The organism is Actinoallomurus sp. CA-142502, assembly GCF_050936355.1.
Classification (GTDB): Bacteria; Actinomycetota; Actinomycetes; order Streptosporangiales; family Streptosporangiaceae; genus Actinoallomurus; species Actinoallomurus iriomotensis.
This window is the reverse complement of record NZ_JBNJMY010000001.1, coordinates 1,933,499-1,958,704: the sequence shown is the minus strand read 5'-3', so window position 1 is coordinate 1,958,704 and position 25,206 is coordinate 1,933,499. Positions and strand designations below refer to the sequence as shown.

The following is a 25,206-nucleotide window of genomic DNA, read 5'->3' as shown; positions in this document are numbered from 1 at the left end:
AAGACACAGCGCACCCGGGCCCTTCCCCGAAGGAGGAGGGCCGATGAACGTCTATTACGACGAGCCGGTGGCCCCGCCCCCGCCGGGCGAGGTGAAGCCGCGCCGGCGGATGCGGGTGACACTGATCATCATCGGGGCTCTCGTGGTGCTCGCCGCGGCCACGTGGGCGGCCGGCGGGTTGCGGGCGCAGCCCGGCGGGCCGGCCCAGAGCGTCGCGGGACGCACCGTGAACCAGGGACTGTTCGACGTGCAGATCCTGGACGCGCGGTCCGGGCGGATGAAGCTGAGCTCCTTCGACCCGGCGGCGAACCTCCTCGTCGTGCGGATGCGGGTCACCGACCTGGGCGACCAGTCGTACGGCGTCAGCTCGTTCATCAGCGGCGTCGCCGCCGAGCCCAAGCCCGGCAAGTACGTCGAGCCCGACCTCATGGACTCCGTGGGCGTCGTCGACGGGCAGGTCACCAGCGAGATCCATCCGCGGCTGCCCGTCGTCGTGCAGCTCGTCTGGAAGCTGGGCGACGCCACCGCGCCGCGTGCGCTGACCGTGGCGCTGCGCCTGTGGGAGTACGGCCAGAGCTTCACCACCGACGAGTTCTACTGGAGCGTGAGCAAGCAGTCCCCCGTCAAGGCCGAGGTGAAGGTGCCGGTGCGTCTGGGGGCGACGTCATGAGCGTGGCGCGGAAGGCCGTGGCGGCCGTGCTGACCGTCGCTCTGGCGGCGCTGACGATGTGGCTCCACACCGTCGAACCGCACATCGAAAGCCGTGTGCAGGACCCTCTGGCCAGCAAGGGACGCATCGGCGCGGCCGTGGACACGCCGGACTTCAGCGTGAAGGTCACCAAGGTCGACGTGGCCGCTGCGATCAGCAAGCCGTCGTTCCTGGACAAGAGCAAGGTGATGAAGAGCCTGGGTCTCTTCGTGATCGTGCAGACGCAGATCAGGAGCAACAAGAAGCCGTTCACCCCCGGCCACGTGCGGCTGGTCACGCGAGGCGACGTGACGTACGCCGAGAGCGGCCGGGCGGACCTCCCGGACACCAGCGGTGGCTTCGAACCGCTGCGGTGGGCTCCGGCGACGTTCATCTTCGAGATCCCCAAGGACCGGCTCGCCGGTGCGCGCCTCGTGGTCGGCACCGCCGACCTTCTCAACACCCTGAGCGGTGAGACCTGGATCGACCTGGGCCTCGACGGCGACCAGGCCGCACGGCTGGCCGCCCACCCCACCGCCGACTACGTCCTGAAGACCTCATGAGCGAGCTCTTCGAAAGAGTCGCGGACTCGCCTCAGTGGCAACGCCCTCCGACGAAGGAGGACTCATGACGTACGACCCGATGGAGTGGACGATCCGGGACCCGCTCGAGGAGACGGTCCCGGATCCGCTCGAGCGGCGGCGGGGTCGCGTGGGCCACGACACGCGACGGGCGATCGAGGTGGCGGCGGTGATCCTGCTGATCCCCGGCTTCCTCACGGTCCAGTGGATCGACATGGAACACCAGTCGCGAGGGTTCCAGACGAAGGAACACGTGACCGTCGTACCCCGCGGCGGCACCGCCACGCTCGGACGGGTCCGGCTGCGGCTGCTCGGCCGCGACGCGACCGGTTCGTCGAAGAGCGGCAGCGCCGCCAACGGGTCGGCGCTGCTCAAGCTCGTCGTGGACGCGCAGCCCCTCGACGCCCAGGGCGTGAAGCAACTGCCGGCGATCGCGTACACGGTCCGCGACCGCGCGGGGCACGTGTGGTCGGCCGGCGGTGAGACCGACCCCGACCTCAAGCCGGCCGTCGGCACCGTGTCGCAGGTGTCGGTCACCGCGACCGTGCCCGCGGGCCTGGTCAGCTCGGTTGTACTCGAGGCCCGGCCCGGCGGGCTGCTGACGCGGAAGCCGTCGGGGCCGACGCAGGTTTTGCGCTTCGCTCACTGACCCGGGCGACGACCATGTCGAACGCCGCGGCCATCAGGCAGACCCGCAGAATCTGGTGGAGGAGTTCGGCGAAGAAGGAGATGACCTGGAGCGCCGGCATCCAGAAGACGATGGGGTGCGGCCCGAGCAGGTGGTAGACGCCGCGCTTGAGCAGCAGCGCACCGTCGTCCAGCCCGGTGAACAGGACGCAGAACACCATGAACGGCAGGAGTCCCGAGCGGAAGACCATCCGGAACCCGTAGACGGTCGGGAGCCACTTGTCGCGCCACTCGCGCGTGATGACCTCCCACGGCGTGTGCGGCCGGTCCATGCCGCTGGCCGAGGCGAGCCCCCGGCCGACCCGGCCGCGCCCGAGCTGGGTCTCCTCGTCGGCGTCCACGCCGAGGATGACGCCGGCGATGACCAGCCAGACGAGTCCGCCGAGCACCGCCTCCTTGAACGACGGCCACAGCACGTCGAACCAGCCGAACGCCGGTCCGGTGATCTCTCCTAGCCAGTGCCAGAAGACCCGGTTAGTGATCCAGTCCGTCAGGTCACCGCGGGCCTTGTTGATGGTGAACAGGCCGAACAGCGTCCAGTTCACCTCGAACAGCGCGACCGTGATACCGCCGACGCGCGGCCATCGCGGCTCGACGAAACGCTCGGCGATGAACTTCAGCACCAGGAAGGCCGCGGTGAGCGCGATCGCGACCCAGATGTGGTCCTCGATGGCGATGGTCAGCTTCATCGCCTGGATCTGGCCGGAGAGGCCGCCCTGCGCGTTGCCCCGGCCCGCCGCCGACTGCTCGAAGGCCTGGGCGTCGTCGGTGAACCAGTTCCAGGCCAGATAGAAGATCATGAACGGCAGCAGCGCGCGCGTCACCGCGTCGAGGATCGTCTCCTCCTCCGCGGCCGTCCAGGAGGTCAGGGACTCGTCGAGCTCGCGCTTCCTGACCGCGGGCAGGCCGTCCTTGACGCTGTGCAGCATCGCCACGGTGACGCCGAGCGAGACCATGACGATCAGGCTGATGACGAAGATCGGCACGGGCGCGTGGTGCAGCCCGAAGTGATAGCCCCCCAGGAACAGCAGGTAACGCAGGACCTGGCCGATCGTGAACCAGAGCGCCAGCGGCACCGCGAAGCGCCCGGCCAGCCGAAGCGTGTTCCAGGGCAGAGTCACGGGGGACGAACGCAGCACAATACGCGATCGTAGCGGCTCTCCCCTGGTCGGCCGGGTCACGATTTCACGGGATTAGAAGTAAAAGGTCCCGCCGTCCGGGCGGACGGCGGGACCTTCTCGTGTGCGCAGGCCCTAGATGGCGACCTCGAGGTTGGCGACCTCACCGGTCTGCGCCGTCACCGCGGAGTCGATGCTGACCCCGCCCGGCGCGAGCACGCGCACGGTCCAGTCACCGGGCGCGGCGAAGAATCGGAAGACGCCCTCGTCGCTGGTCACGACCTCGCCGGTGAACTCGCCGGTCGCGTCGAGCAGCCGTGCGTACGCGCCGGAGACAGCGTCGCCTCCGCGTACGACGGTGCCCTGGATGACCGCCTCGTTGTTCAGATCCACTGTGGCGGGCAGGCTCGCCGTCTGAGCCGGTGCCCCGCAGCCGTCCGTCATTTCGCCTCCCCCAGCTCGATCGGTACACCGACGAGCGATCCGTACTCGGTCCAGGATCCGTCGTAGTTCTTCACGTCCGGCAGGCCCAGCAGCTCGTGCAGGGCGAACCAGGTGTGGGACGACCGCTCGCCGATGCGGCAGTAGGCGATCGTCGGCTTGGACAGGTCGACGCCGGCCTCTTCGTACAGCTCGCGCAGCTCCTCGTCGGAGCGGAACGTGCCGTCGTCGTTGGCCGCCTTCGACCAGGGAATGTTACGCGCCGTCGGGATGTGGCCGCCGCGCTGCGCCTGCTCCTGCGGCAGGTGCGCCGGGGCGAGCAGCTTGCCGGAGAACTCGTCCGGCGAGCGCACGTCCACGAGGTTCTTGTCGCCGATAGCGTCGACGACCTCGTCGCGGAGGGCGCGGATCGCGGCGTCCTGCTCCTTGGCCGTGTAGTCGGTCTTCGGCCGGGACGGGGTGTCCTGGACGAGGTCGCGGGAGTCCAGCTCCCACTTCTTGCGGCCGCCGTCGAGCAGCTTGACGTTCTGGTGGCCGTACAGGCGGAAGTACCAGTAGGCGTACGCGGCGAACCAGTTGTTGTTGCCGCCGTACAGCACGACCAGGTCGTCGTTGGCGATGCCCTTCTCCGAGAGAAGGTTCTCGAAACCGGTCTTGTCCACGAAGTCGCGGCGTACCGGGTCCTGCAGTTCGGTCTTCCAGTCGATACGGACGGCGCCACGGATGTGACCCTTGTCGTACGCGCTGGTGTCCTCGTCGACCTCGACGAGAACGATCCCAGGGTCATCGAGGTGCGCCTGCACCCAGTCGGCGTCGACCAGGACGTCGGAGCGGCTCATGCTGTGGTCCTCCCAGTTGGAGTGGCAGTACGGGTCTTACGGGCACTCGCGGCATGGTCACGAGCCTGGCGAAGACGTACTTAGGCGAACTCGCCTAGGACGTCGCTCGCCCAGGGGTGAGCCGGCGGAAGAGCAGATAGGCCTCGCAGCCCAGACACAGCCCGAAGGCGGCGTTGAGAAAGGCCGCGACCAGCGCGAACGCGGTGGCGGTCATTCCCAGCGCCGGGATACCCAGGGCGTACCCGACCACTCCTGTCAGGGCGAACACCGCACCCACCCCCTGCGCGAAGCGGGGCGGTGCCTCCGGCTCCAGCTCCTTGGGCGAGCCGAGCCGAGGGCGGATGAGCGCCTGGTAGATCAGGCCGTACGGTGCGCTCCGGAGACCGAAGAGGACTCCGATGAGGAACACCGCGGCCTGTACCGCCAGCAGCAGCCAGCTGCTGGTCACCAAGACGACGATCAGGACGATGGATGTGAGAACCGCGGCGAAACGCTGGCCTCTTGGGTCGACCTGCATCGGAAGATGCTCCTGATGACGGCGGCGAGTGAGACGGGCTACGAGAGGGCCAACCAGCTCAGGCCGTACGACAGAGCGCCGTCGCGACGCGGCAGAAGTCAACCGCCCGTCGCTTGGTCAGCAGCTCTGTCCAGGATCGCACGACACGATAGTAAGCGGCGTCTCGCTCCGCGTAAAATGCCATCTCGCCCATCGAGATCACAATTTCCTCATCGACCTGCGACGGCGGCGTCATGGACTTCGTCATCGGCCCTGCTCAGGCGACGGTCTGGCCGAGAGCGGCGACGATGTCGGCCTTGCGAGGAAGGCCCGAGCCACGGCGGACGATCTCTCCATCGGCGTTCAGGACGAACACGGTCGGAGTGCGCAGGACGTTCAGCCGGCGCACGAGGTCCAGATGGGACTCCGCGTCGATCTCGACATGGGCCACGCCGTCCACCAGGTCCGTCACCTCGGTCAGGATCCGCCGGGTCGCGCGGCACGGAGCGCAGAACGCCGAGGAGAACTGCACCAGCGTCGCCCGCGGGCCCAGTGCCGTGCCCAGCTCCGTCTCGCCGAGACGCTCCACCTCGCCGTCCTTCCGCTCCGGGCGTTCGCGCAGCACGCCGTTGCGGCTCCGCCACACCAGGCCGAGCGCGGTGGCGAGGACGAGTGCCGCCAGCGCGACGTAAAGACCGATCATCACCTAGTCCAAGGAGTGTGCCGTCCCCGGCATTCCCTCAGAGTCTCACGAGTACCAGCCGGCGTCCCTCGGTGGTGAGCACCTCGACCGACGCCAGATCGCTCTTCTGGATCATCGACGAGCCGGCGAAGCTGGCGGCGCCGGCCTCGTACTGCGTCTCCCAGCCGCCCGCGATGTCCTTGCGGCCCTTCTTGTCCGTCGCGACCAGATGGCAGTGAGAGCCCGGCGGCGCGCCGCTCAGCCGTACGTTGAAGGCGGTCCCCCACAGCTTGGGCTGCATGTCGATCTGGGCGCGGACGCCCGTGGCCGGATCCTTGGTGCTCACGGTCGTGATCGGGCCGGTGGCCGGGGCGGTGGTCGCGGCCGGCGGGCGGGGGGAACGTTCGGCGACGTCACCGCCGCCGTCGCTCCCCATCATCGCCCGGACGCCGACGCCCAGCACGACGACCAGTGCCGCGGCGGCGGCGATCCACAGGGCGCGTTCGCGACGGCGCCGCGCGCGGCTCTCGTCCGCGGCCTTGCTCAGGACCGACTCCAGGAGCTCCGCGGGTGGCGGGGCGAGCTGCTCGATCTGCTCCTCGGTGACGCGCCCGAGCATGGCGGGCAGGCCGGCCAGCGACGCGAGTTCGTCCCGGCAGCGCCGGCAGACGGCCAGGTGCGCGTCCACTTCGGAGCGTTCCGCGGGCTCGATGGCGCCGAGGACGTACACACCGAGCGACAGCCGCAGCCGCGAGCATTCGGTGCTCGATGTCATGGCGCCAACCCCCGTTCTTCCAGTGCGAGTTTGAGCGCGCGCAGCGCGTAGTAGGACCGCGACTTGACCGTGCCGGGCGGTACGCCGAGCGTCGCCGCGGCCTCGGCGACCGACCGTCCCCGGTAGTAGGTCTCGATGAGCACCGCCCGGTGCTCGGGGCTCAGGGTGGCGAGCGCCTCGGCGAACGTCCACGACTCCAGCGCGCGGCTGATCTCATCGGTGGCCGGAACGGCGGCGAGCCCGGCCTCACCGGTCTCGGGCGGACGCGACCGGCGCGCCCGGTGGGCGTCGACGACGAGGTTCTTGGCCACCGTGAACAGCCACGGCCGGATCGGACGGCCGTCCAGCGCCTCCGGATGTCGCCAGGCACGCAGCAACGTCTCCTGGACCACGTCCTCCGCCTGATGCCGGTCACCCTCGGTCAGGCGCAGGACGTAACCCAGGAGCGGCCCCCCGTGTTCGGCGTACAGGGCGCGGAGAAGGCCCTCGTTCGCAGTCGGTCCCACACTTCAGACACGTACCGAAACGGCCGTAGGTTCACCGTAAGGCGCGCGGTTTCGGACCGGTCTGAACGGGCCGGCGCCCGTCAGTGCTCGGCGAGGCTCTCGAGGTTGACGTGCTGTCCCGTGGTCGTGACGCGCAGTCCGTCCGGCTGGACCTGGACGTCGCTGATGGTGGTGTTCGCCGGGAGGCCCTTCACCGGCATGGTGAAGGTGAACGCCTGCTGGACCAGCGCGACGGGGATCGTGGCGCCACCGGCGTCGACCGTCTGCGGCAGCACGCGGATCTTGCGCCCGGAGGGCCGCACGGTGACGGTGGCGCTGAGCGTACGGCTCATGCCGAGGACGGTGACCGGGCCGCGCACCTGCAGCGCGCTGCCCTTGGCCGAGACCTTCATCCCGTGCGGCGCCTGCTTGTTGACGTCGTCGTACGAGACGGTCGCGATGGAGGTCGCCGTGTCGGCCACCATCTTGGAGGCGTCGCCGTGCAGAGCGTCGGACAGCGGCGCGTCGACGCCCTTCAGCGTGACCATGGTGTTGGTCAGGTGCACCCCGAGCTGGGTCACGTCGCCGACGTTGACGTCGATCTCGCCGTACCTGCCGTTCAACGCCTGGTTGAGGAACGGGAAGCCCTTGATCTTGACCTTGGGCTTGTGGTCGAGGCCGTACTGCGACGCGACCTCCTTGGCTATCTGATCCTGCGCCACCCACAGCCCGATGCGATCGGCGGCGATGACCACCCCGATCAGCAAGATCAGGAAGATCACCAGTACCTTGCGCATGTCTCTCCCGTCGCCGATTCGTGATCACATTACCGGCGCCCGTGCCCCGGCGAGTCACCTCCGGTGATGACGTTCGCGGGCACGGAATCGCTCCACCGGATTACCGGCATCACCGCCGGTGAAGCGGCCGGGTGACGCCTCGCGGCCCCCCTGATGGCGGCCGGTGCGTTCGCCGTCGCGACGCGATTCTTCCGCGAGTTGCGGGTCGGTCCGCCGGCCGCCGCTCCGGCCGGCGGATCGCCCGCGCCACCCGCACTTCCGCCCGTCCTGACGAGCCGGAGGGCGGGGCTATCCCCCGGCGAACGGGGGCAGGACCTCGACGGTGGCGCCGTCGGGCAGGTCGATGGAGGCCGGGTCGCGCGTGCCGGCCGGGTCGCCGTCGACGAGGAAGGAACTCCGGGCGAGCACCCGCTGGAACTCCTCGCCGCGGCCGGCCGCCGCCGTCGTCAGCGCCTCCCCCAGAGTCACCGCGTCGTACGGCTCCTCCTCGACGCCCGCCGCCGCCCGGGCGGCGGCCCAGTATCTGATCAGGCCCTTCGCCATCGGTCCCCCTCTTTTCGTGGTCTACACCACTCGGTAGTGAGCTGCCGACCGTCATTGGATATCCTCCCGTAGTAGGGATCCGGGCAGCGCTGCCCTCGGATCCTCGACGTCTTTCTGGGGGCCGCCAAGCGAGGAGGCCGTATTGAGCACTCTGCTTCTGCTGACCAACGTGCTCGAGCCATCCGACGAAGTACTGCCGGCGCTCGGGTTGCTACTGCACTCGGTCCGCGTGGCTCCTGCCGAGGGGGTGGCGTTGATGGACGCGCCCCCGTCCGACGTGGTGATCGTTGACGCTCGCCGCGATCTCGCCCAGGCCAAGAGCCTGTGCCGGCTGCTGCGCACGACCGGACTGGACGTACCACTGCTCGCCGTGGTGACCGAGGGCGGTCTCGCGGCGCTCACTCCCGAGTGGGGTCTGGACGACGTGCTGCTCCAGACGGCGGGCCCGGCCGAGGTCGAGGCCCGGCTGCGGCTGGCCGTGGGACGCTCCACCGCCGCCGAGCCGGACGACGTGCCCGGCGAGATCCGCAGCGGCGAGCTGACCATCGACGAGGCCACCTACAGCGCCCGGCTGCGCGGGCGCGTCCTCGACCTGACGTTCAAGGAGTTCGAGCTGCTGAAGTACCTCGCGCAGCATCCGGGCCGGGTCTTCACGCGCGCCCAGCTGCTCCAGGAGGTCTGGGGCTATGACTACTTCGGCGGCACCCGCACCGTCGACGTGCACGTGCGACGACTGAGAGCGAAGCTCGGCCCGGAGTACGAATCGCTCATTGGAACGGTCCGTAACGTCGGTTACCGTTTCGTCCCCGACCACCGCGCCGAGGAGGCGCCGGCACACCACTGAGTCGCCTCAGACCTCCCGCAGGCACAACACGTACTTCGGATCGGTGAACCAGACCGCGTACGTGTAGTCGGTCTTGTCGCACCGCTTGATGTTCGTCGTGCCGTCGATGCGGTTGAGGATCTTGTAGTGGCCCTTGGCACACGTCGAGATGTACAGGCGCGGCCTGCTCGCGGTCCCGGTGTTCTTCACGCACTGCCCCGGCTGCGGATCGAACACCGTCGCCGCCGTGGACGGCTCGTCGGACGGTGAGTCCGGCACGTCGGACGGGCTGTCCGCGGGGGTGTCGGAGGGGACCGGCGGCGGACTGTAGGCCGGCGGGTCGTAGGCCGACGGCGTCAGGGTGCCCGGCCGGCCGCCCGAGGGCAGGGCCGCCTTCGGTTTCTTCGGATCGTCGGCCCCGTACAGGAACGCCAAACCGAGTACACCGCCGATGAGCAGCACGAACGCGACGATGACGACGACGATCACCAGGGCCGCGCCGTTCTTCGGCTTGGGCGGACCGGGCGGCGGTCCCCATCCAGGCGATCCGGGTGGACCAGAGGAGCCGAGCGGGCCGCCCGGGGGACCGAAACCCGAGCCCGAGGACCCGCCGTACGGCGGCTGCGGGGGTTGCACAGAGACCCACTCCCCAGAGGGCGCGCGTTGGTTTCCGGATCGATCGTAGCGACTGAAGATCCCTACGATCGGCGGTAAGACGCTCGACCCAACAGATCGGTTCCTCTGACCGCGAGGGCCCCTGTTCGCCGCGTTACCGCGGCCCGTAACCGCCCTGCCACGGCGGCGGCCACTCCTGGCCGGGCGGCGGCGCGTACCCCTGCGGCGGCCCCGGTGGAGGCGGCGGCCCCTGCCACCCTTGCGGACCGTACGGCGGAGGCGGGCCGGGCGGATAGGGGCCAGGCGAAGGCGTGTCGTTCCTCTTCCGCGCGGCCAGCACCACGATCAGGAACACACCGACGATCAGGGCCAGCGGGATCAGGATGACATAGAGCTCAAGGAGGGGCATTCCGTCGCTTCCTCAGTGGTGCTGGTACGGACCGTGGGGGAAACCGCGCCGCGAGGAGTCGTCCGGCGCGGACTCCCCCTGGCGCCCGTACGGGTCGCGCTCGTACGAACGGCGGTACGGATCCGGCCGTTCGGACCGGCCGTAGGACTCCGGCGGAGGGGACGGGTACGCCGGTCGCGCGGGCGGCAGGGCCAGTGGGCTTTCCCCCGGCGGTAGCGCCGGCTGCCGGCCGTACGACTGAGGCTGAGGCTGAGGCTGTGGAGCCGGCAGCGGAGCGCGCCACTGCTCGGCGGGCGCGGGACTCTGGGCGGGCGGCGCCGGGGCCGGCGCGCGCGGCGGCTCGTAGTACCCCCACGGCTCCGCGTACGGCGTCGGCTCGTCGAAGTCGTCCTCGTACGGCGCGGCCGCGAGCGCGGCGGGCGTGACCCACCGGCGGCCCATCAGCGCCAGCACGATCACGAACAGCAACACGCCGACGGGCACGGCGAGGAGCCCCGCCATGATCGGCATTCCGGGATCGCCCACAACGACCGCCTTCCCCGCGCAGCCAGTGCGCCCAGATGCTATGGCACCGGCCACTCGCGCGGGAGGAGGCGCATACAGCCTGAAACCACATCGTGACAGGCGACCTCGGATCAGGCCTCGCGAAGCCGGATATGTAGGCTCCCGGCATGACCCTGGTCGTACGGAACGAACTGACGGACGACGAGGTGGCGGCGGTGCTCGCCCTCACCGAGGAGGTCGCCGGCGCCGACGGCGTGCGGCCGGTCGGCGAGAGCGCCCTGCTGCGCCTGCGGGACGGCGCCGGCGCCGTGCTCGCCTACGACGGTGACACGCTGGCCGGAGTGGCCGTCCTCGACGGCGACGCGGGCGAGCTCACGGTCCGGCCGGCGTTCCGGCGGCGCGGTCACGGCCGCGCGCTCGCCACCGCGCTGGCCGCCCAGGTGGAGACGCTGAACGTCTGGGCCCACGGTGAGCTGCCCGGCGCCGTCGCGCTCGCCGAGGCGCTCGGTTTCGAGCGGTTCCGTGCCCTCTGGAAGATGCAGCGTCCGTCCGGTGCGCCGCTGCCCGAGGCCGCTCCCCCGCCCGGCGTGCGCCTGCGCACGTTCACGCCCGGCCGGGACGAGGACGCCTGGGTCCGCGTCAACGCGCGCGCCTTCGCCCACCACCCGGAGCAGGGCCGGTGGACGCGCGCCGACCTCGAACGCCGTGAGCGCGAGCCGTGGTTCTCCGCGGAGGGCTTCTTCCTCGCCGAACGCGAGGACGACCAGGAACCCGGTGGGCTGCTCGGCTTCCACTGGACGAAGGTGCACGATGACGGCCCGATCGGCGAGGTGTACGTGGTCGGCGTCGACCCGTCCGCGCAGGGCCTCGGGCTGGGCCGCGTGCTGACGGTCACCGGCCTGCGGCATCTGGAGAGCAGGGGCCTGCCCGCCGTCATGCTCTACGTCGACGAGTCGAACACGGCGGCCACCGCCCTTTACCGAAAGCTCGGCTTCGAACTCCGCTCGACCGACGCGATGTACCGCAACACCCGGTCAACCGAGTAGTCACCGAAGCGTCACCAGCCCCGACACGCCCGAATGTGAGGCCGTTAACCGTACGGTCGCCTCACGTAACACCTACTTTTCCCAGACGTCACATCTGAGTTCATTCTCCGTTCACCTAGATCAGAGTGAGTGGACACCTCTTCTCCTTAGCGTCGGGCATCGATGGTGGTCCCAACCTGGATAAACGCCCGGAGGACCGCCCGACTACCTTTGAGGAGAAGTTTCGGTGAAGATCGGCACACGGCTGGCCGCCCTCGGCGGCGTGGCCCTTGCGGGTGCGCTCTCGCTGACCGCGTGCGGTACCGACGACAACGGCGGGGGCAACGCCGCCGCCAGCGGTGACTGCGTGAAGTCCACGGTCAACGCGGCCGGATCGAGCGCTCAGGCGAACGCCATGAGCGAGTGGATCAAGGGCTACCAGCAGAGCTGCCCCGGCTCCAACGTGAACTACAACCCCAGCGGTTCGGGGGCGGGTGTCCAGGCGTTCACCGGAGGCCAGGTCGCCTTCGCCGGTTCGGACTCGGCGCTCAAGCCCGAGGAGCACGGCCCCGCCGACGCCCGTTGCAAGAGCGGCAAGGCGCTCGACCTGCCCATGGTCGGCGGTCCCATCGCGCTCATCTACAACCTCAAGGGCGTTGACAACCTTCAGCTGTCGCCCAAGACGATCGCGAGCATCTTCGCCGGCAAGATCAAGACTTGGAACGACCCGGCGATCGCCAAGGACAACTCGGGCGCGAAGCTGCCGTCCACGCCGATCAAGCCGCTGCACCGGTCCGACGACTCGGGCACGACGGACAACCTCACCAAGTTCCTGCTCGCCACCGCGCCGGACGTGTGGAAGTTCCCGGGCGGCAAGACCTGGCCGTCCGCGGCCGGCGGCCAGGGCCTGAAGGGCTCCGACGGCGTCTCCACCGGCGTCAAGCAGGGTGACGGCACCATCGGCTACGCCGAGCTGTCCTACGCCACGAACGGCAAGCTGCAGACCGCCAAGGTCCAGAACGGCTCCGGCCAGTTCAGCGAGATCAGCTCCGACACCGCCTCCAAGGCGATCGCGGGCGCGCAGGTCTCCGGCCAGGGCAACGACCTGGCTCTGACGCTCGACTACAAGGCCAAGGACGGCTACCCGATCGTCCTGGTCACCTACGAGATCGTCTGCGAGAAGGGCCTCCCCGACGAGCAGGCGAAGTTCGTCAAGTCCTTCCTCAACTACACCTCCAGCCAGCAGGGTCAGTCGATCCTGAGCGGCCTCGGGTACGCGCCGATCCCCGACGCGATCCTGACCAAGGTCCAGGCGGCCGTGAAGGGCCTGTCCTGACCGAGACGGTCTCTGAGCCGGCGCGGATCGACCGCGCCGGCTCGGTGGCATACACAGCCCTCTTGAGAACGAGGAGTGCGAACGAGTGACCAGCGAGACCCTTGAGCAGGGTGCCACCGGCTCCCTGGGCGAACGGGGACGCAGACTCAGCACCGGCCGCCTGGGGGATCGCCTGTTCGGCATCTCTGCCCGCGGTTCCGGCATCCTGCTGCTCCTCATCATCGCGGCGATCGCGGTGTTCCTCATCGCGAAGGCCGTGCCGGCGCTGAAGGCGGACAAGGCCAACTTCCTGACCTCACAGGAGTGGAACCCGGACGCGGCCCAGCCGCGCTTCGGCGTCCTGCAGCTCGCCTGGGGCACGCTGCTGTCGTCCTTCATGGCGCTGATCCTCGCCACCCCGGTGGCGATCGGCATCGCGCTGTTCATCGCCTACTACTCGCCGCGCCGCCTGGCGTCCGGCCTGGGCTACGTCGTCGACCTGCTCGCCGCGGTGCCGAGTGTGGTGTACGGGCTGTGGGGCCTGCAGTTCTTCGTGCCGAAGATGGCGAGCGTCGCGAACTTCCTGCACGACCACCTCGGCTGGATCCCGCTCTTCGGCGGCGACAACGTGGGCGGGCAGTCCATCCTGACCGCCGCGATCGTGCTGGCGATCATGATCCTGCCGATCATCTCCTCGATCTCGCGTGAGGTGTTCCTGCAGGTGCCGCGCGCGAACATCGAGGCGGCTCTGGCACTGGGCGCGACCCGCTGGGAGGTCATCCGGATGGCCGTGTTGCCGTTCGGCCGCTCGGGCATGGTCAGCGCCGCGATGCTCGGCCTGGGCCGGGCGCTCGGCGAGACCATCGCGGTCGCGATGGTGCTGTCGACCGCGGGCGGGATCTCGCTGCGGATCCTCAAGCCGGGCGGCAACACCTTCGCCGCCAACATCGCGAACACCTTCGGCATGGCCGGGAACCTGGGCCGTGGCGCGCTCATCGCCTCCGGCCTCGTGCTGTTCGTGATCACCCTTCTCGTCAACATGCTCGCCCGGGCGATCGTGGCCCGCCGCAAGGAGTTCGTGTGAGCACTCTGAACCAGGCCTCGTTGCGCGGGGTCTCCGCCGGTCGCAAGGTCAAGGACCGGATCGTCCAGGTTCTCGTCTACGTCGCCTTCCTGCTCGCGGTCATTCCACTGCTGTCCGTGCTGTGGACGGTGGTGTCGAAGGGCGCCAAGCGGTTCGACCCGGATTTCTTCACCCACTCCCTGAACGGCATCGGCGCCAACGACGCCGGCGGCGGCGCGTACCACGCGATCATCGGGACCGTCGAGCAGGTGGCGCTGGCGAGTGTCATCGCCATCCCGATCGGGGTGCTGACCGCCGTCTACCTGGTGGAGTACGGCCGCGACAGCAGGCTCGCCAAGCTGGTCAGCTTCTTCGTGGACGTCATGACCGGTCTGCCCTCGATCGTGGCGGGCCTGTTCATCCTGGCGTTCTGGCTGCTGCTGCTCGGCTTCAGCTACTCCGGCTTCGCCGGCGCGATGGCGCTGTCGATCCTGATGATGCCGACGGTCGTCCGCGCCGCCGAGGAGATGCTCAAGCTGGTCCCGAACGACCTGCGCGAGGCCTCGTACGCGCTGGGCGTGCCCCGGTGGCGGACGATCTGCTTCGTCATCCTGCCGACGGCCTTCACCGGGATCATCACCGGCATCATGCTGGCCATCGCCCGCGTCATGGGCGAGACGGCTCCCCTGCTGCTGACGGTGTTCGTGACCTCGGCGATCAACAACAACCCGTTCCAGGGACCACAGATGGCGCTGCCGCTCTTCATCTTCGACCAGGCGCAGCGGCCGAACGACGTCGCGATCAACCGGGCATGGGCGGCCGCGCTCACCCTGATCGTGATCATCATGCTGCTCAACCTGGTGGCGCGCGTCATCGCCCGCCTGCGCAAGCCCGTTTCCCGATAGGAGTAGTGCCCCCATGGCCAAGCGGATCGAGATCTCCGGGCTGAACGCCTACTACGGCAAGACCCGGGCCATCGAGGACATCTCGATGACGATCGAACCCCGCTCCGTGACCGCGTTCATCGGCCCCTCCGGGTGCGGCAAGTCGACACTGCTGCGCACGCTGAACCGCATGCACGAGGTGATCCCCGGGGCGCGGGTCGAGGGCAAGGTGATGCTCGACGACCTCAACCTGTACGGCTCGGACGTGGACCCGGTCGCGGTCCGGCGCGCGGTCGGCATGGTCTTCCAGCGGCCGAACCCGTTCCCCACGATGTCGATCTTCGACAACGTCGCGGCCGGCCTGAAGCTGAACGGCGTCCGCGGCCGCAACCGGCTCGGCGAGATCGTGGAGAAGTCGCTGCGCGGCGCGAACCTGTGGAACGAGGTCAAGGACCGCCTGAACCGGCCCGGCGCGGGCCTGTCCGGCGGTCAGCAGCAGCGGCTCTGCATCGCACGGGCGATCGCGGTCGAGCCGCAGGTGCTGCTCATGGACGAGCCCTGCTCGGCGCTCGACCCGATCTCCACCCTCGCCGTCGAGGACCTGATCGCGTCGCTCAAGGACCAGTACACGATCGTCATCGTCACGCACAACATGCAGCAGGCCGCGCGGGTGAGCGACCGGACCGGGTTCTTCAACCTGGCCGGCCAGGGTCAGCCGGGCCGCCTGGTCGAGATCGACGACACGAACAAGATCTTCACGAACCCGGGCGAGAAGGCCACGGAGGACTACATCACCGGCCGCTTCGGGTGACGTTCGCGGGGACAGGAGTGTCCGGACGGAGCGGGGGCACCGTCCGGACACCGGCGTACGCGTCAGTGGAAGAGGCTGATGATCCCGTACGCGGCGGCCGCGACGATGCCGGCCGCCGGAATGGTCAGGACCCAGGCCACCACGATGTTGCCGGCGACGCCCCAGCGCACCGCCGAGAGCCGCTTCGTGGAGCCGACGCCCATGATGGCCGCGGTGATCGTGTGGGTCGTGGAGACCGGCGCCTGCCAGATGAACGCCGTGGCGTACAGGACGCTCGCCGCGGTGGCCTCGGCCGCGAACCCCTTCGGGGGATCGAGCTCGATGACCCGCCGGCCGAGCGTCCGCATGATCCGCCAGCCGCCGGCGTACGTGCCGAGGGACAGCACCGCCGCGCAGACCAGGATTACCCAGACCGGCACGTGGGAGTCGGCGGCGTCCTGGTAACCCGTGGTGACCATGGCGAGGACGATGATGCCCATGGTCTTCTGCGCGTCCTGGAGGCCGTGCCCGAGCGCCATCGCCGCCGCGCTCAGCGACTGGGCGATGCGGAAACGGCGGCCGACCCGGCCCGGGTAGGAGTTACGGAAGATCCACAGGAAGCCGGTCATCACCAGGTAGCCGAGGATCAGGCCGATCACCGGCGACAGGACCATCCACAGGACGACCTTCTTCAGCACGTCCATCCACAGGACGCTGCCGTGCGCCGCGAGCGCGGCGCCGATCAGCCCGCCGACCAGCCCGTGGGTGGACGAGGACGGCAGGCCGAAGTACCAGGTGATGAGGTTCCACACGATCGCGCCGATCAGCGCCGCGGCGACGATCGTGAGGCCGTGCAGGTCCTTCGGCGGATCGATGATGCCGCTGCCGACGGTCTTGGCCACGCCCGTGCCCAGGAACGCGCCGACGAGGTTCATCACGGCGGCCATCGCCAGCGCCGCGCGCGGGGTCAGCGCGCGGGTGGAGACCGAGGTGGCGATGGCGTTCGCCGCGTCGTGGAAGCCGTTGGTGTAGTTGAAGAACAACGCGATGGCGACCACGACGATGAGGGCGGTCAACTCCACTCTCGCGCGTCCTTCCCTGCGATGGCCGCGTCGGCCCGGCGCGCGGTCACGATTCCTTGACCGCGATGGACTCGACGGTGTTGGCCACCTTCTCGAATGCGTCGGCCGCCGCCTCGAGCTGGTCGACGACCTCCTTGAATTTCAGGACGGTCAGCGCGTCGTACTCGCCGCCGAACAGCTCGGCGAGAAGGCGGCGGTAGACCTGGTCGCCCTGGTTCTCGAGACGGTTGATCTCGATCCAGTACTCGCTGAGGTTCTTCATGCCGCGCAGGCGCGGCATCGCCTCGGCGGTGAGTTCGGCGGCGCGTTCGAGCACCTCGACCTGGTCGACGACCTCGCCGGGCAGCTCATCGATCTTGTAGAGCACCACGAGGTCGGCCGCCGCCTCCATGAAGTCCATGACGTCGTCGAGCGACGACGCGAGCCGGTAGATGTCCTCTCGGTCGAAGGGCGTGATGAAGCTCTCGTTGAGCCTGCGCATGATCGCGTGAGTGAATTCGTCGCCCGCGTGCTCGCAGGCGCGCATCTTCTCCGCGATCCCCTCACGGTTGCCGCCGTCGCTGATGAGCTCCACGAGCAACCTGGCGCCGGTGACCAGATTGTTCGCGGAGTCCGCGAACATGTCGTAGTAGCTGTCCTCACGCGGCGTGAGTCGGAATCGCACGTCCTTCTCCTGAAGTGCGGGAACAGTCCGGAGAGGATGCTACGGCTAACCAGCGGGAAAGCGAACCTTCGCCCCCACGCTACCGAGCATCGGCCCCTCCGGACGGACACGTTCATCCTGGTCCGGGGTGATCACTGATCGTGCCCGCCCTGCTTTACCCGAAATAGTGTCGAATCAAACGGTCTGTTGCCAGTTACCCCATAGGGGTATACCCTGCGCCTCATGCACGGCTACGCGAAGGACAAGGACGCCTACCTCACCCGGCTACGGCGGATCGAGGGTCAGGTGCGTGGTCTACAGCGCATGGTCGCCGAGGATGAGTACTGCATCGACGTGCTGACGCAGGTTTCGGCGGTGACCCGCGCGCTCCAGTCGGTCGCGCTCGGACTGCTCGAGGACCACCTCGGTCACTGCGTGGCTCAAGCCATCGACGAGGGCGGCCCCGAGGCGGACGCGAAGGTCAAAGAGGCCTCGGCCGCGATCGCCCGGCTCGTTCGTTCGTGAAAAACGTCACACTTCACACTGGTCGCCGTGGCCGCCTCCGCGCCCCCACGGAGGCATCCGGCCACGGCGGATCTCACGACTGGGCTGTGTGACCGATCCCGAGCACCATGTCGATCTCGTCGACCGTCAGCGGCCGCTCGGCCGAAGCGACGGCACTGAGCATCTCGGAGTAGAGCTCGATCTCATCAAGCGCGACCCGGTCGTGGACGCGCAGATCCACATTTGCTTGACGCACCGCGTCCACCTCCGCTCGTCCCCACCTGCCATCGAGGCTACGCGTCACCTGCGGATCGGGACATGACCCAAGAGGGCCATTCGGCGGCCATCTCCCGAGTGGTCCCCATGGTCTAGTCGCATGGTTCTCCTCCAAACCGGCCCCGGCGACCCGTACGGCGTGCTCCAGCCGCCCGTACCGACGATCTCGTGGACGGCCACGGTCAGAACACGCGGGACGTCAGACGCCTCCAGGAGGCCGCGGGTGAGGGGGCCGGCGCCGGTCGAGGTGCAACTCGTGCAGCAGCTGCCCGGCCTGCGCCTCCGGCAGGTCGCCCACGGTCAGCCGCGCCACCGCCGCCGGGTCGACCCGCGACCCCGCGAGCCGCGCCGCCTGACGGGCGACGATCTGGTCGAACAGGCGGCGCACGGTGTCGGCGAAGGCGAACTCCGGGTACCTCCGCATGCCCGCGAACCGGTCGATCAGCTCCACCCGCAGCTCTTCGTCGAGCATGTAGAGGTCGCGCTCGGCCAGCCGGGAGAACAGCTGCACGAGCTGCCGCTCGGTCGGCTCACCGAACTCCACGATCGCTCCGAACTCCGCCCGGAAACCGGGGTTGGCCCGCAGGAAGTCCTCCATCTCGCCCGGCGGGCTCGCGCAGATGACCATGAACCTGTCGCGCCGCTCCGCCATGAGACGCGACAGGTGCTCCACCGCGGCCGGCAGGTGGGCCAGCAGGTGGGCGTCCTCGATGAACAGCACGCCGCCCGTGGCCTGGTCCACCGACGCCACGACCTTGGCCGCCGTGTCGCCGCCGGCGAGGTCGCGCGCGCCGCGCACGACGAGCTGCCCGGTGTCCAGGAGGTTCAGCGCCGCGTAGATGCCTCCGATCAGCCCGGCGACGGTCGCCTTCCCGGTGCCCGGCCGGCCGAGGAAGACCAGATGACGGCCGGGGCCGCCGTGCCCGCGCACGCCCCGGCCGGCGGCCACGCGCGCCTCGGCGACCAGGCCGCCGACGGTCCGCTTGACCTCGTCCAGCCCGACCATCTCCTCCAGCCCGCGCAGGTAGCCGTCCACGTCGCGGGGCGGCCGGAGCGCCGGCTCGATCTCCTCCGCCACGCCGACGAAGTCGACCGGCACGAGGACCATCCGGTCGCGCGGGGCGCCGGCCCGGTCGATGTGCCGGGCGACCGCCCGGTCGAGGTACGCCTCGACGAGCCGGGCGCCGACGAGGTCGCCATGGCCGGTGAGCCGCGTCAGGTCCCCCCGTACGACGTCCAGCCCGGCCGCGGTGATCGTCACCCGCCGCTCGTCGGCCAGGACGTGCAGCAGGGCCATCCGGGCCTGGATGTTCGTCAGGTCGGGCAGCCGGAAGACCTGGAAGACGCGGGTCAGCTCGGCGGGCAGCCGCGCGTACGAGGCGGGGTCACAGGTGGCGATGAGCGCCGCCTTGTTCTCCCGCGCGCCGGTGACCGCGGCCACGACCCTCGCGGGGTCGGCGGCGTCCAGGACGGCCCGGTCCAACCGCTCGAACAGCAGCGGAGGCCCGGCCCCGCGCAGGATCGCGGTCACCGCCGTCACGTGGTCGCCCCGCAGCTCCGAGCCGTCGGCCGTACGAACCGAGCCGTCACCCACCCCGGCGCCGGCGAGCGAACGGGCGACGAGCCGGGTCAGCCGCCGCTGCCCGGTGTGCGGCTCGCCGACGATGAGGAGCGCCAGGCGCTGTCCAGGCTGCTGTCCGGGCTGCTGTCCGCGGCGGTGCAGCCCGTCGAACAGCTCGGTCGCGTCGTCCGCCCCGCACAGGAACCGGATGCCGAACCGCTCGGCCACCTTCGGCATCGGTGCGGGAGGCGGCGGCGGGGCGATCTGCTCGACGGGACGCTCGGGCATCGGCGCGCTGCCGAACAGGTCGGCCTCGGACATGATGCGGGTCCCGGGCCGTTCGGGCGGCTGGGGGTCCTGCTGCTCGATCATGCGGGTACGCGGCGGCCCGGGAGGCACGGGCGTGGGCGGCAGGACGATGGGGATGGACCCGGCGTCGGCCCGGGTACCGGTGATCCAGTCGAGGTAGGTGGCGTTCTTGGCCTGCTCGAGCGCGTCCAGGCTGGTCGCGTGGTTCACGTGCTCTTCGAGCGAGTCCATCATCGTGACGCCGAGGGCCCGGTCGTCGACGGTGTCGTCCTCGCCTTCGGCGTCCACGACGGTGGCGTCGTCGCCCAGGTACTGAAAGGCGATGGGATCCGCGATCGTCTGATTGTGGAACGCACCGCCCGCGAAGGGACCGGAACTCGCCGCGGGAGCGCCCTGGTCCCCACCGGCCTGAGCGGCGGGGACGCCCGCCTGCGCAGCAGCGGCTTCGGAGACGCCGGGCTGGGCAACGGAGGCGTCGTCGGAGGCAGACGACGCGATACGGGCGCCAGAAGGGGCATCGGAGGCGTCTTCGGCGGTGTCGTCGCCGGGGTCGGAGTCGTCGCTCGCCCGGTCGACGCCAACGGCACCGGCGGCAGGAGAGCCACTCTCGGTACGCGCCTCTTCCGGCGCGACGGCCGAGTCATCGGACGAGGGAGACCCGGTCTGCCCCGCTCGGTTTCCCGAGTCGGGGGCGGCGGTCGGCGAGTGGCCGCCGCCGATCCCCTCGGCGTGGGAAGACGTCCGGACCCTGGACGGCGAGCCCTCGTCTCCCCCACCGGCGCCTGCCTGCTCGGCGGCCACGGCCGAGCCACCGCCGGCGTCGGAATCCTCCACGCCGGCCTGGTCTCGCGGCGACTCCGCGGACACACCCTCGGCCATAGGCCGCCCGGCGATCGGCGCGCCAGGCCCCGTCGCACTTTCGCCCGTTCCGGCCTGTGCCGCAGGCGGTGTTCCGCCTACGCCGTCCTCTCCCGCCCCGGACTGTACGGCGGGCACCGACGTCCCGTCGGAACCACCGGCAGAAGCCCCGCCCTCGCCTGGGGACACGTCCGCCGCCGAAGGCGAGGTAAGGCCTCCCGAGTCCTCATCCCCTCCGACCTCCCCAGCCTGCGATCCCGAACCACCACTGTCGCCGCCCGACCACGCCACGGCAGAAGACGACGAACCACCGCCCACACCGCCATCTCCCCCGGCCACACCGGCCTGCGCCCCGGAACCGTCACCATCGCCGCCCGACCACGCTCGCGTGGCGGGCCGTCCCGATGCCTCAGCCTGGTGTTCACCCGTGTCCGGCCGCGCGGCGGACGAGGTCAGGCCGTTCGCGTCCCCTCCGCCGGAGGTCGCACCTCCCTGCGGTCCAGAGCCCTCACCGGCCGCGTTCGGCGCTCCGGCGAGTGGCTCCGACGCGCTTCCCTCATCCGCCTGCGTGGCAGACAGGGACGCCGGACCGCCGGCGCCCACGGCCTCCGACGCCGAACCGTCCACGCCCGCACCCGGCCCCGCCGGAGCCGAGGACACGCCCGACCCACCTACCGCAGCCCCACCCGTCCCCGCCTCCGAAGCGCGCGGGGACACCGGCGCACCGCCATCAGCACCCTCGATCTGCGCCCGCGAGGCACGCGGGGACCCCGAACCGTCCGCGCCCACGCCCGGCCCCGCCGGAGCCGAGGACACGCCCGACCCACCTACCGCAGCCCCACCCGTGCCCGCCTCCGACGCGGACGAGGAAGCAGACGCACCGCCGTCGGCGCCTTCCGCGTTCAGTTCGGACGTGGAGGCGGCCGTGTGCCCGCCGGGCCGTGCCTGGGGGGCAGGTGGTGGGCCTCCCGTCGCGTCTTCGGTCGACGGCCAGGCCTGCGCCGCGTGGGGTGGAGTCAGGCCGCCCGCTGGTGGCGGCTCCTCGCTGGGCTCGGTCGATGAGGTGGAAGCGGCCGGATCAGGGGACCGGGCTTCCGTACCGGACGCACCGGCGTGTTCATCGCCTGTTCCCGGCCATGCCTGAGTGGCGGGCGGCGGCGCGGGTGTGTCCGCGCCGGTTCCCTGGGCGGCCGCCGGACCCGAACCGGAATCATCCGAAACCGGCTCCACCAGCGTCGCCGGCGGGACCGTCCCGGCCTCTCTCGACTCCGAACCGGAGCCGTGCCCGACCTCCCCCGCCGGAGCCGTCTCTCCCCGACCGGCAGGACCGAGACCCACGCCCGAACCGGGATCGGTGCCCACGTCCGCCTGTGTCGTCGGAGGCGACCCCACACCGCCAAAACCCTGACCTGCGCCCGAACCCGGGTCAGCACCCGGCCACGCCTGGGTGGCCGGGGGCGAACCCGCCTTCCCCGCGCCGCCGGAACCCTGGCCCGAACCCGGATCCGTACCCGGCCATGCCTGCGTCGCCGGAGGCGAACCCACCTCACCCGCGCCGCCGGGACGGCGATCCGAACCGGGGTCCGCACCCGGCCACGCCTGCGTCGCCGGAGGCGAACCCACCTCACCCACGCCACCGGGACGGCGATCCGAACCGGGGTCCGTACCCGGCCATGCCTGCGTCGCCGGGGGCGAACCCGCCTTCCCCGCGCCGCCAGAAGCCCCGCCCGAACCCGGATCCGTACCCGGCCACGCCTGCGTCGCCGGAGGTGGGGATGGTTTCCCGGCGGGATCCGTGCCTGGCCAGGCCTGCGTTCGTGGAGGGAGCGGTTGGGCGCCGGGTCCGTACCGCTCAGGTGCGGCCGGGTGCGGGTCCGCGCCTTCGGTGGCGGACCATGCCTCGGTCGGCGGGGGGCTGGACGGTGTCTCGCCGCCGGCCGTTCCCGGTGGTGACGCCGGTGCAGGATCCGTGCCCGGCCAGGCCTCGGTCCGGGGTGGTGTGTTCGCGGGGAGACCCGACGCTCCCTGCCACGCCTCGGTGGCCGGCGGGCCGGACTTCGGGGTCTCGCGGCCGGGGTCGGCGGGCCATGGCTGGGCGGCGTCCCATGCCTCCGTGGCCGGCGGCGCCCCCGCCGCGCCCCCACCCGGCGCAGGGGGCGTCCAGGCCGGGGCCTGGCCCGGCGGGCCGGTCGGAGGCTGCTGGGCCAGGGGTACGCCCGGCGTCTGCGGTGACGCGCCCGGGTTCGAGGGGTACTGGTGGGCCAGCGGCGCGATGCCCGGCGTGTGGGAGACCGGCTCGGACGCGGTCGCCGACGTGGCGCGGCTCGGGCCGATGATCTCGGCCAGGATCGCCACCGAGGACGGGAAGCCGCGCGGTCGTGCCGGGATGCCTCCCCCGAGCCGGCACCACGCGAGGTCCGCGGCGTACATGGTGGCGAGGAGCGCCCCGCGTACGGCCGGTTCGGCGGCCTCGATGCCGTCGCGCAGCGACCGGGGCAGCCGGTCGCCCTCGGGCCAGAACGGGCGGAGCGGATGGTCCCGCTGGATCAGCATCGCCCGCATCGCATCGCTGACCTGCGGGTCGAGCCAGCCGATCACCTGGCCGGAGACGTCCTGACGCACGACCGCGAGGTCGGCGGCGAGCAGGGCGGCGGCGATCAGCCGGGGTTCGACGTAGCCGCGCGAGCCCGGGTCGCCGGCGATCGGGGTGACCGCGAGCGCGAGGTCGTAGTAGCTGTTGCGGAAGTGTTCGCCGGTCGACGCCTCGACGCGCAGGGCGGGGGCCAGGGCCGGCGGGCAGCGGGTGAGCCACTGCTGGACGACGGCCTGGTCACCGTACGACAGGGCGCCGTAGTCGACCGTGGGGTTCTGCAGGGTCACGCCGAGCATCGCGATGAGGGCGTCGGCGCGCGCCTGGAACCGTGAGTCCTCGCGCAGCGCGCCCGCCATCGCCCACATCGTGCGGAGGATGACCACGGCCGCGTCGACGCGACCCGAGCGCAGCCGCTCGGTGTAGAGGCCGACCAGCGCCTCCAGCGGCGGCGGGGTCAGCCAGCGTGGGCCGTCGATGTCCGGCAGCGGCCGCGTGCGGTGGGACGACCACAGGCTGAGCAGTTGCGCGTCGATGCGCGCGTCGAACACCGGTGCGGTGGCGCACCACAGCATGACGCCCCAGGTGACGGCGACCGTGCTTGGGACGCCGGAGGAGAACAGCCCCCACCAGTGCGGGTAGTCGTGCGTCGGGAGGGCGGCGGCCGACTCGACGATGGCGCGTACGCGGGAGGTGACCTCGGGCCGGATGCCGGCGTCAACGAAGGCCAGCGCGGGCGGTGGCGCGTACGCGAGGTCGGGGCCGGTCGGGACGACGTGCGGGGGGACCGGGGGCACGGGCATGCCCTGCTGGAGCGGGCGCGCGGACCTGCGGGTCATCGCCAGCTGCGGCGGCGGGCAGAGGTGCCACTGGGCGTCGGCGGGGGTCAGGCGGTACCAGCGGCCCCAGGCGCCGAAGATCCACCACGAACCGTCGGGGAGGGCGAGCATGCGGCCGGCGATGAGGTGCTGGCGCTGCTGCGGCGGCGTGCCGGACCACCATCCGGAGGACACCATGGCACGGGTGTCCCGCTCGGCCACCGCGAAGGGATCCTGTGCGGCGGACGAGGGAACATCCCCATATGCCTGCCCCCAGACCATCACGCAATGGTAAACGGACCACCAGCGTGAAGGCGATCACGAGCAAAACTCAGATCCAGCGCGCCTCGCGGTGGAGCCGGGCCTTCTCGACGTACGCGCCGGGCGTGTAGGCGAGCACGGCACGGTCGTCGTCGGTCAGCTCCCGTACGACCTTGCCTGGTACGCCGGCGACGAGGACCCCGGCGGGGATGGTCTTTCCGGGGGGTACGACCGCGCCCGCGGCGACCAGCGAGCCGGCGCCGATCCGCGCGCCGCCGAGCACGATCGCGCCGATTCCGATGAGCGACCCGGTCTCGATGTGCGCGCCGTGCACCATCGCCTTGTGCCCGAGGCTCACCCGGTCTTCGAGCACCGCGGGCTCGCCGGGGTCGGCGTGCAGGCAGGACAGGTCCTGGATGTTGCACTCCTCGCCGACGACGATCTCCTCGTCCTCGCCGCGCAGCACCGAGCCGTACCAGACGTTGGCGCGCGCCCCGAGCGTCACGCGGCCGACGACGGCCGCGCCGGGCGCGACCCACGCCTCCGGGTGGATCTTCGGTTCGTGTTCGCCGAGCGCACCAAGGAAGAAGTCAGCCACGATCGACGAGTCTAGAAGCGACCGGGGAAGGCCCGGCGGTCCACCCCCGGCGGCGGACGGCGCAGCGGTTCGACCGAAACATTGCCTGCGGATGGACGAGTTCTTCCACCTGAAACGGTCATTTGGCGATATAAATCGTCTGCAAA

At 70.7% G+C, this 25,206-nt stretch carries 28 protein-coding genes; 10 read left to right on the top strand and 18 right to left on the bottom strand.

Annotated elements, in window-relative coordinates; translation table 11 throughout:
* Window positions 1-43 precede the first annotated feature (43 nt).
* From ACQEV1_RS09605 to ACQEV1_RS09595, 3 genes are all read left to right on the top strand, one after another.
* Entirely contained in the window at window positions 44-670 is a 627-nt protein-coding gene (locus tag ACQEV1_RS09605; RefSeq protein WP_433393131.1) for a hypothetical protein, read from the top strand.
* Window positions 667-1,251, top strand: coding sequence for a hypothetical protein (locus tag ACQEV1_RS09600; protein ID WP_433393129.1), 585 nt, complete (start codon window positions 667-669; stop codon window positions 1,249-1,251). Before ACQEV1_RS09605 ends, ACQEV1_RS09600 begins: the two co-directional genes overlap by 4 nt.
* 64 nt (window positions 1,252-1,315) lie before the next feature.
* On the top strand, window positions 1,316-1,918 hold the full coding sequence (locus tag ACQEV1_RS09595; RefSeq protein WP_285620836.1) for a hypothetical protein: 603 nt from the start codon (window positions 1,316-1,318) through the stop codon (window positions 1,916-1,918).
* Here the strand turns inward: ACQEV1_RS09595 and ACQEV1_RS09590 are convergent.
* From ACQEV1_RS09590 to ACQEV1_RS09545, 10 genes are all read right to left on the bottom strand, one after another.
* Window positions 1,830-3,095, bottom strand: a complete 1,266-nt coding sequence (locus ACQEV1_RS09590) for a hypothetical protein (RefSeq protein ID WP_433393127.1) — start codon at window positions 3,093-3,095, stop codon at window positions 1,830-1,832. The genes ACQEV1_RS09595 and ACQEV1_RS09590 overlap by 89 nt on opposite strands.
* 114 nt (window positions 3,096-3,209) lie before the next feature.
* Window positions 3,210-3,518: a DUF1416 domain-containing protein gene (locus ACQEV1_RS09585; protein ID WP_285620841.1), complete on the bottom strand. Its 309-nt coding sequence runs from the start codon at window positions 3,516-3,518 to the stop codon at window positions 3,210-3,212.
* On the bottom strand, window positions 3,515-4,354 hold the full coding sequence (locus ACQEV1_RS09580) for a sulfurtransferase (RefSeq protein ID WP_285568150.1): 840 nt from the start codon (window positions 4,352-4,354) through the stop codon (window positions 3,515-3,517). The genes ACQEV1_RS09585 and ACQEV1_RS09580 overlap by 4 nt, the downstream gene beginning before the upstream one ends.
* Before the next feature lie 94 nt (window positions 4,355-4,448).
* A complete protein-coding gene (locus ACQEV1_RS09575) occupies window positions 4,449-4,871 on the bottom strand; it encodes a DUF4395 domain-containing protein (protein WP_285620843.1) in 423 nt (140 codons plus the stop codon).
* 58 nt (window positions 4,872-4,929) lie between these two features.
* Entirely contained in the window at window positions 4,930-5,118 is a 189-nt protein-coding gene (locus ACQEV1_RS09570; RefSeq protein ID WP_285568146.1) for a putative leader peptide, read from the bottom strand.
* A 9-nt stretch (window positions 5,119-5,127) separates the two neighbouring features.
* Window positions 5,128-5,553, bottom strand: a complete 426-nt coding sequence (locus tag ACQEV1_RS09565; protein WP_285568144.1) for a thioredoxin family protein — start codon at window positions 5,551-5,553, stop codon at window positions 5,128-5,130.
* Between the two features lie 37 nt (window positions 5,554-5,590).
* A complete protein-coding gene (locus ACQEV1_RS09560; protein ID WP_433393123.1) occupies window positions 5,591-6,307 on the bottom strand; it encodes an anti-sigma factor family protein in 717 nt (238 codons plus the stop codon).
* Window positions 6,304-6,813 (bottom strand): sigma-70 family RNA polymerase sigma factor, encoded by a 510-nt coding sequence (locus ACQEV1_RS09555; protein WP_285568140.1) that lies wholly within the window; start codon window positions 6,811-6,813, stop codon window positions 6,304-6,306. Before ACQEV1_RS09555 ends, ACQEV1_RS09560 begins: the two co-directional genes overlap by 4 nt.
* An 80-nt stretch (window positions 6,814-6,893) precedes the next feature.
* Window positions 6,894-7,589 carry an LmeA family phospholipid-binding protein gene (locus ACQEV1_RS09550; RefSeq protein ID WP_433393121.1) on the bottom strand — a complete coding sequence of 232 codons (696 nt, stop codon included), beginning with the start codon at window positions 7,587-7,589 and terminating at the stop codon, window positions 6,894-6,896.
* A 288-nt stretch (window positions 7,590-7,877) separates the two neighbouring features.
* Window positions 7,878-8,132, bottom strand: a complete 255-nt coding sequence (locus ACQEV1_RS09545) for a MoaD/ThiS family protein (RefSeq protein ID WP_285620853.1) — start codon at window positions 8,130-8,132, stop codon at window positions 7,878-7,880.
* A 142-nt stretch (window positions 8,133-8,274) separates the two neighbouring features.
* Here ACQEV1_RS09545 and ACQEV1_RS09540 point away from each other — a divergent pair, with 142 nt between their 5' ends.
* Window positions 8,275-8,976, top strand: coding sequence for a winged helix-turn-helix transcriptional regulator (locus ACQEV1_RS09540; protein WP_285568135.1), 702 nt, complete (start codon window positions 8,275-8,277; stop codon window positions 8,974-8,976).
* A gap of 6 nt (window positions 8,977-8,982) precedes the next feature.
* On the opposite strand, the gene ACQEV1_RS09535 is transcribed toward ACQEV1_RS09540, so the two are convergent.
* From ACQEV1_RS09535 to ACQEV1_RS09525, 3 genes are all read right to left on the bottom strand, one after another.
* Complete coding sequence (locus ACQEV1_RS09535) at window positions 8,983-9,591, bottom strand: LppU/SCO3897 family protein (protein ID WP_433393118.1); 609 nt, start codon at window positions 9,589-9,591, stop codon at window positions 8,983-8,985.
* Between the two features lie 133 nt (window positions 9,592-9,724).
* Window positions 9,725-9,979, bottom strand: a complete 255-nt coding sequence (locus ACQEV1_RS09530) for a hypothetical protein (RefSeq protein ID WP_433393116.1) — start codon at window positions 9,977-9,979, stop codon at window positions 9,725-9,727.
* A 12-nt stretch (window positions 9,980-9,991) separates the two neighbouring features.
* Entirely contained in the window at window positions 9,992-10,504 is a 513-nt protein-coding gene (locus tag ACQEV1_RS09525) for a hypothetical protein (protein WP_433393114.1), read from the bottom strand.
* 146 nt (window positions 10,505-10,650) lie between these two features.
* Here ACQEV1_RS09525 and mshD point away from each other — a divergent pair, with 146 nt between their 5' ends.
* The 5 genes from mshD (at window position 10,651) to pstB (ending at window position 15,581) form a co-directional block, all read left to right on the top strand.
* Window positions 10,651-11,529 carry a mycothiol synthase gene (gene mshD / locus ACQEV1_RS09520; RefSeq protein ID WP_433393112.1) on the top strand — a complete coding sequence of 293 codons (879 nt, stop codon included), beginning with the start codon at window positions 10,651-10,653 and terminating at the stop codon, window positions 11,527-11,529.
* A 226-nt stretch (window positions 11,530-11,755) separates the two neighbouring features.
* Entirely contained in the window at window positions 11,756-12,844 is a 1,089-nt protein-coding gene (pstS, locus tag ACQEV1_RS09515; protein WP_285620868.1) for a phosphate ABC transporter substrate-binding protein PstS, read from the top strand.
* A gap of 85 nt (window positions 12,845-12,929) precedes the next feature.
* The gene (gene pstC / locus ACQEV1_RS09510; protein WP_432705567.1) at window positions 12,930-13,907 is read left to right on the top strand and encodes a phosphate ABC transporter permease subunit PstC; all 978 of its coding nucleotides are present in this window, start codon (window positions 12,930-12,932) and stop codon (window positions 13,905-13,907) included.
* On the top strand, window positions 13,904-14,791 hold the full coding sequence (gene pstA / locus ACQEV1_RS09505) for a phosphate ABC transporter permease PstA (protein WP_285620869.1): 888 nt from the start codon (window positions 13,904-13,906) through the stop codon (window positions 14,789-14,791). The genes pstC and pstA overlap by 4 nt, the downstream gene beginning before the upstream one ends.
* A 13-nt stretch (window positions 14,792-14,804) precedes the next feature.
* The gene (pstB, locus tag ACQEV1_RS09500) at window positions 14,805-15,581 is read left to right on the top strand and encodes a phosphate ABC transporter ATP-binding protein PstB (RefSeq protein WP_285568126.1); all 777 of its coding nucleotides are present in this window, start codon (window positions 14,805-14,807) and stop codon (window positions 15,579-15,581) included.
* A 62-nt stretch (window positions 15,582-15,643) separates the two neighbouring features.
* Here pstB and ACQEV1_RS09495 read toward each other — a convergent pair whose 3' ends face one another.
* Complete coding sequence (locus ACQEV1_RS09495) at window positions 15,644-16,642, bottom strand: inorganic phosphate transporter (protein ID WP_285620871.1); 999 nt, start codon at window positions 16,640-16,642, stop codon at window positions 15,644-15,646.
* Between the two features lie 46 nt (window positions 16,643-16,688).
* A complete protein-coding gene (locus ACQEV1_RS09490) occupies window positions 16,689-17,306 on the bottom strand; it encodes a DUF47 domain-containing protein (RefSeq protein WP_285620872.1) in 618 nt (205 codons plus the stop codon).
* A 222-nt stretch (window positions 17,307-17,528) separates the two neighbouring features.
* Here ACQEV1_RS09490 and ACQEV1_RS09485 point away from each other — a divergent pair, with 222 nt between their 5' ends.
* Window positions 17,529-17,810, top strand: coding sequence for a metal-sensitive transcriptional regulator (locus tag ACQEV1_RS09485; protein WP_285568123.1), 282 nt, complete (start codon window positions 17,529-17,531; stop codon window positions 17,808-17,810).
* 73 nt (window positions 17,811-17,883) lie between these two features.
* On the opposite strand, the gene ACQEV1_RS09480 is transcribed toward ACQEV1_RS09485, so the two are convergent.
* The 3 genes from ACQEV1_RS09480 to ACQEV1_RS09470 all read right to left on the bottom strand — a co-directional run bounded on the left by ACQEV1_RS09480 (window position 17,884) and on the right by ACQEV1_RS09470 (window position 25,060).
* Window positions 17,884-18,054: a hypothetical protein gene (locus ACQEV1_RS09480; protein WP_285568121.1), complete on the bottom strand. Its 171-nt coding sequence runs from the start codon at window positions 18,052-18,054 to the stop codon at window positions 17,884-17,886.
* A 210-nt stretch (window positions 18,055-18,264) separates the two neighbouring features.
* Entirely contained in the window at window positions 18,265-24,483 is a 6,219-nt protein-coding gene (locus ACQEV1_RS09475) for a hypothetical protein (protein ID WP_433393107.1), read from the bottom strand.
* A gap of 49 nt (window positions 24,484-24,532) precedes the next feature.
* A complete protein-coding gene (locus tag ACQEV1_RS09470; RefSeq protein ID WP_433393105.1) occupies window positions 24,533-25,060 on the bottom strand; it encodes a gamma carbonic anhydrase family protein in 528 nt (175 codons plus the stop codon).
* Window positions 25,061-25,206 lie beyond the last annotated feature (146 nt).

Coding starts and splice junctions, on each gene's coding strand:
- ACQEV1_RS09605 (WP_433393131.1), top strand. CDS start 44: ATGAACGTCTATTACGACGAGCCGGTGGCCCCGCCCCCGCCGGGCGAG.
- ACQEV1_RS09600 (WP_433393129.1), top strand. CDS start 667: ATGAGCGTGGCGCGGAAGGCCGTGGCGGCCGTGCTGACCGTCGCTCTG.
- ACQEV1_RS09595 (WP_285620836.1), top strand. CDS start 1,316: ATGACGTACGACCCGATGGAGTGGACGATCCGGGACCCGCTCGAGGAG.
- ACQEV1_RS09585 (WP_285620841.1), bottom strand. CDS start 3,518: ATGACGGACGGCTGCGGGGCACCGGCTCAGACGGCGAGCCTGCCCGCC.
- ACQEV1_RS09580 (WP_285568150.1), bottom strand. CDS start 4,354: ATGAGCCGCTCCGACGTCCTGGTCGACGCCGACTGGGTGCAGGCGCAC.
- ACQEV1_RS09575 (WP_285620843.1), bottom strand. CDS start 4,871: ATGCAGGTCGACCCAAGAGGCCAGCGTTTCGCCGCGGTTCTCACATCC.
- ACQEV1_RS09570 (WP_285568146.1), bottom strand. CDS start 5,118: ATGACGAAGTCCATGACGCCGCCGTCGCAGGTCGATGAGGAAATTGTG.
- ACQEV1_RS09565 (WP_285568144.1), bottom strand. CDS start 5,553: ATGATCGGTCTTTACGTCGCGCTGGCGGCACTCGTCCTCGCCACCGCG.
- ACQEV1_RS09560 (WP_433393123.1), bottom strand. CDS start 6,307: ATGACATCGAGCACCGAATGCTCGCGGCTGCGGCTGTCGCTCGGTGTG.
- ACQEV1_RS09550 (WP_433393121.1), bottom strand. CDS start 7,589: ATGCGCAAGGTACTGGTGATCTTCCTGATCTTGCTGATCGGGGTGGTC.
- ACQEV1_RS09545 (WP_285620853.1), bottom strand. CDS start 8,132: ATGGCGAAGGGCCTGATCAGATACTGGGCCGCCGCCCGGGCGGCGGCG.
- ACQEV1_RS09530 (WP_433393116.1), bottom strand. CDS start 9,979: ATGCCCCTCCTTGAGCTCTATGTCATCCTGATCCCGCTGGCCCTGATC.
- mshD (WP_433393112.1), top strand. CDS start 10,651: ATGACCCTGGTCGTACGGAACGAACTGACGGACGACGAGGTGGCGGCG.
- pstB (WP_285568126.1), top strand. CDS start 14,805: ATGGCCAAGCGGATCGAGATCTCCGGGCTGAACGCCTACTACGGCAAG.
- ACQEV1_RS09485 (WP_285568123.1), top strand. CDS start 17,529: ATGCACGGCTACGCGAAGGACAAGGACGCCTACCTCACCCGGCTACGG.
- ACQEV1_RS09475 (WP_433393107.1), bottom strand. CDS start 24,483: ATGGTCTGGGGGCAGGCATATGGGGATGTTCCCTCGTCCGCCGCACAG.